Raw genomic sequence first — 4710 nt, forward strand, 5'->3', positions numbered from 1 at the left:
GCCTTCAGGATGACAGAACAAAGACCCAAAATCAAGCATTTATGAAACAGGATTACCTCAATTTTCCGGATCGGCGGCCCGTTTCGAGACAATCTGCATTGTTTTTTATGTTTAAAAAGTCAAATTTATCAGATCTCGACTCCGCCACGAGTTCTCAATCGGGGGACACTTCATTTACGACCGACTGCAAAATTCTCTCAAAGTCCTCGCGTCCCTCTGTGATTTCGGCACCAATTTCGACCGCCCAGACCGGAATTTCGCAAAACTTCTGTTCACTGATTTTTACCAGATCTTTGCCTGTCGTAAGAATCAAATCTGCTGACGCCGCCGCTGCCTGGAGACCAACATCCTGCAGTTCGCCACTCGAATAGTGATGATGATCAGGAAAAACCTGCATCCCGGTCACACAAAAACCCGCGGTTTCCAAAGTCTGACGAAAGCCCTCCGGGTTGCCAATCGCGCAGAATGCCCACACTTTTTTCCCTGCGACCGATTCCAGGGACTGTGTTTCTCCTGAGACATTCACCAGGCCCTGAGGTCGAAATACAGCATACGCGATTCGATCGCGGGGAAACATTCTGACAATCTCGTCCGTCAGGTTCTCCAGCGCGGCCGGGGAACATTGATCGGTTCGAGTGAGCATCACAAAATCCGCCCGTCTTAATGACGACTTCGGTTCCCGTAACAAACCGCGGGGTAATAAAGCCCCATATCCCCAGGGACAAACGACATCGATTAAGACAATATCCAGATCGCGGGCGAGCTTGCGGTGTTGAAAACCATCATCCAGAATCAGAAGTTGTGCGCCGTCGGTGACCGCCTGCGCTGCGGAAGCACATCGATTCGGATTCTGATAATGGGGAATTCCGGGACAAAGACGGTCCAGTAATCGTTTTTCATCATTCACCTCGCCCGGTAATGCACGATAGCCGCGACTCAACAATGCCACCTGCAGTCCCTGACTTTGAAACCATTGCGCCAAATACGCAACGAAAGGTGTCTTGCCAGTACCCCCCGTTGTCAGATTGCCCAGACTGATCACAGGCACCGCAGGACGATACTCCGATCGCAGACGCCAATCAAACATCCGGTTTCGAACCTCGATGATGAGACGATAAGGCAGACTGAAAACCCGGAGGCAGGGTTTGAGCAGCCGGGCGCGCCAGTCCTGTCGCTGGCCTGAGATGATTCTCAGATATTCCACTTCGTTCACGAATCAGCCTGCTTCAACTCTCGACGGAATGAAAGGAGTGAGCCGTGCCATTACAAAAAAACACGCCCTGTTCTGAACATGATAGCTGAGCGGAATCATTCTGGCTAACCTGCAGCCGGTCTTCACAGCTCAAAAACTACCGCGTTCAAAACAAGGCGTGGGTGCACTGGGACGAATTGGATCTCTTGAGGGCACATCTCTCGCGTCAGTTCTTACTTCGCGGCCTGTTATACCTGATTACAGGCTTTAAATGGCTCTCAACATGTTATCAGGGAGTGTGATCAGCACGATCCTTATAACTGAGTTCAACAATTCGTCCCATAATCAACCGGACACGTCGGGTTTGGGGCACATCTCCGGTTTCCGGATAAATCGCATACACCTGATAAACGTGCTCAATACCGGGAATCAACGGACGCTTCGTCACAAATTCCCAGATGTCATCATTTGCCGGATCACGATATCCAACCATTTCGTCCCGCTGACGATTGAGCGCAACCACCCGAATATCCGATGCACCGGGTGCATAGATATCCAAACCTGCATCACGGGGGTGGCCTTCGGGCCCATCTGCAGGCATCATTCTTGTAGGACGCATATACGCGGTTCCCATCGTTCCCGGATAATGCAGAATCGTGGGTCGTATCGCCATTCCCGGATACGCTAAGGGCGGCGATACACCTTGACCGGCTGCCATCCCATCAGGACCAGCAAAACCACCTCCAGACTGGCACGACTGGCAACCACCGCGCGAATTGTTTCCCACACCATAGACGGCTCCCTGATAATAGTGATCTGCAATTGACCCTGATCCGCAGCCACAGGAACTTTCCCCACAGCCGGATTTATGTTTATGACCCAGCTTCCAGGGACTGCAACATTTCCCGGAATGGAAAAGTGACAGTCCGCCCTGCTTGCAATGACCTCCGCATTTATTATGACCAGCTTCCAACTGTGTCGGCGTCGCCAGCCAGGCCATTCCCAGAACCAACAGTCCGGCAAGACCTGCCTTGGCAGTTTGTTTTTTCATCATCTTAACCTATAGCTCCCTGTTTTAATGAGACCGAACTGAGGTTCTCTCCGTCACCGTAACTTTGACACAGTGACACTTCTCATAAGCTTTAACTCAAACTCAACACACTTTTATTTTGTATGAAACGAACCAGTTGATTGCCCCGGAGGAAACCAGACTGGTCTGATAGCGAAAGAAATCCCGTCTCCCTTATCATTCAGTCAGACAAACGCGATTGCTTGTCCGTTGTATTTGTCAGAGTGACTTGCAACGAAGCACACTCTATTTCAAAACGTATCACTCCCCAGAAGCGGTGCTGGGACGAAATCAAAGAAAGTCGATTATTTTGAATTCGAGATCTACTGCTTTAGGAGTCCTTACGAACTGGTAAAAAAACCACTTCAACCAGTTTGGATAAGCCTGTAAAAATATGACATTTGCGGCTGGTAAAGCAAAACGGTTGCATGAATCCGGGCCAGTTCTGATGGAAAATCCGCGTACAGTCAGTATTCGCCCAAGACCAGTTATAGTAACTGTTTGCGACATCCTTAACATCCGCATGAAAGGGATTGAATCGAGTCGGATTAGACTATTTAATCCGACAAGGGCTAGCAGATTCAAAGAGAAACAGACAACATTGACAATTCACCGGATGAGAACTAAATTGCCATCTCCTGAAGTGTCGATGCCGACTGATGTATTTGTCACACACGCCAATCACTTATGATCTGAATATCAAATTTGATCTCGGACACATAAATGCAGTATAATGCTGGCACTAGTATGCAGGCCTGATAGACTCTTTCGTTTTCTGAATTTTTCAGACAACCGCGGGAGTTTGTGTGAGCCGAATTTTTAAAGTAGTGTGAAACGTCTCTGTGAATGGATTCTGCACTATACGATGTAAGAGTTGTGTGCTGAAAAAAGTCGGTTAACTTGACTACCTGTTAACAAATCTCAGCGCCTCAACTTTAAAATTAATACATCAAAGTTAATTCTTTTTTTGCAGAAGTGAGATTCAATAATGTTAATAAAGAGTAGTTTCCGATTTGGTATTCTGAGCCTGTTTTTGTTTGTGTTGAGCGTCTCTCCTTCTTATGCCCAGTATGAATGGGCTCAGAAGATGTTCGACAAGGACAAAATCGACTTCGGTGTCATTGCCCGTGGTTCCGATGCTCAATTCCGTCTGAAAATTAAAAATATCTATCCCGACGCAGTCCATATTTCCAATGTAAGAACCACCTGCGGCTGTTCGGCTGCGGAACCTTCCAAAAATCTCCTCGAAAGTGGTGAAGAAGGTTATATCCAGGTGAAAATGGATACGGCACGATTTCAAAGACGAAAAGATTCGAACGTCATTGTGACTATTGATTCTCCACAGTACGCTGAAATCCGCATTCCGATTACTGCCTACATTCGTACGGATGTCGTCTTCACTCCCGGCTCTGCGAACTTCGGTTCCGTTGAAGTCGGCAAAGGCGCAGAAAGCACAGTTGCCGTCAGTTATGCCGGCCGTGAAGACTGGGCCATTACCGGTATCGAATCCAAGAATCCGTCTTTAACTGCCAAAGCGGTCGAAACGGCTCGTGGCGGCGGACGTGTGAATTACAATCTGGTACTGACACTGGCTCCCGAAACACCACTGGGAGCACTCCGTGAACAGATCATGCTGAAAACGAATGATGTCAATTTCACGACCGTCCCACTGCTGGTGGAAGCAAAAGTGGAATCGGATATTACCATCACTCCTGAAGTCGTTTCATTGGGTATGATGATTCCTGGTCAGGAAAAAACGGTCAACGTGGTACTGCGTGGCAGAAAACCATTTGAAATCAATAAAATCGAATGCGAGTCAAATGATGAAGCATTCAAAATCCGGATGCCAAAAGAATCACAGCCGATTCATGTTTTACCGCTGACGATTATTCCTCCCAATAAACCCGGCGATTATTCGGAAGAATTCACTGTCACGATTGCCGGACGTGGTGAACCGATCACGTTCAAAGCTTTCGGTAAAATTTCTGATACGAAAACGAACTAGTTGTCAAACTGGTTCTTCATTGCGAGAAAAAGGGGCGCTCCTCGGAGTGCCCTTTTTTTATTTGCCGTTAATCAGATTGCCTGTTCTTCCGACTCATTCAATCGATCAAGCACAATTTCCAGCATTAATGGATGTAAGCCCAGGTGAGAACACAGCCGGAATTTGGTTTCAGGATACGCGGTTGTGAAATCCCCACGGTACTGCTCCAGATCGTTTTGCACATGCACACCAGCCGAGAGGAAATAAGGCAACATCAGCACTTCATCTGCCCCCGCTGCGACACAACGGGCGGCCGCTGCCGGAATCGTTGGTTCTGCCAGTTCGAGATAGGCAATTTCGATGATAGGAAATTGCCGGCGTTCCCGCAGCATCTCTGCCAGTTTAACGAGATCCTGATTGGCAGCATCACGCCGACTGCCATGCGCAATCAGGAGAACTGCCTTC

Annotated in this window: 4 protein-coding genes; 1 reads left to right on the forward strand and 3 read right to left on the reverse strand. The window is 48.3% G+C overall.

What is annotated here, in order from left to right; translation table 11 throughout:
* Positions 1–154 precede the first annotated feature (154 nt).
* A complete protein-coding gene (gene lpxK / locus Q0294_RS05690) occupies positions 155–1213 on the reverse strand; it encodes a tetraacyldisaccharide 4'-kinase (RefSeq protein WP_299461792.1) in 1059 nt (352 codons plus the stop codon).
* Between the two features lie 268 nt (positions 1214–1481).
* The gene (locus tag Q0294_RS05695; RefSeq protein WP_299461794.1) at positions 1482–2246 is read right to left on the reverse strand and encodes a hypothetical protein; all 765 of its coding nucleotides are present in this window, start codon (positions 2244–2246) and stop codon (positions 1482–1484) included.
* A 1003-nt stretch (positions 2247–3249) separates the two neighbouring features.
* Between Q0294_RS05695 and Q0294_RS05700 the strand changes: the two genes are divergently transcribed.
* Positions 3250–4266 carry a DUF1573 domain-containing protein gene (locus Q0294_RS05700; RefSeq protein ID WP_299461796.1) on the forward strand — a complete coding sequence of 339 codons (1017 nt, stop codon included), beginning with the start codon at positions 3250–3252 and terminating at the stop codon, positions 4264–4266.
* A gap of 71 nt (positions 4267–4337) precedes the next feature.
* Here Q0294_RS05700 and Q0294_RS05705 read toward each other — a convergent pair.
* Positions 4338–4710 (reverse strand): sirohydrochlorin chelatase (locus tag Q0294_RS05705; protein WP_299461798.1); only part of this gene is annotated, 373 nt, incomplete at its 5' end.

It is taken from the genome of uncultured Gimesia sp., assembly GCF_937919775.1.
GTDB lineage: Bacteria > Planctomycetota > Planctomycetia > Planctomycetales > Planctomycetaceae > Gimesia.

Bases quoted from the DNA above. Each gene is read 5' to 3' on its own strand.
- Q0294_RS05695 (WP_299461794.1), bottom strand. From the start codon at position 2,246: ATGATGAAAAAACAAACTGCCAAGGCAGGTCTTGCCGGACTGTTGGTT.
- Q0294_RS05700 (WP_299461796.1), top strand. From the start codon at position 3,250: ATGTTAATAAAGAGTAGTTTCCGATTTGGTATTCTGAGCCTGTTTTTG.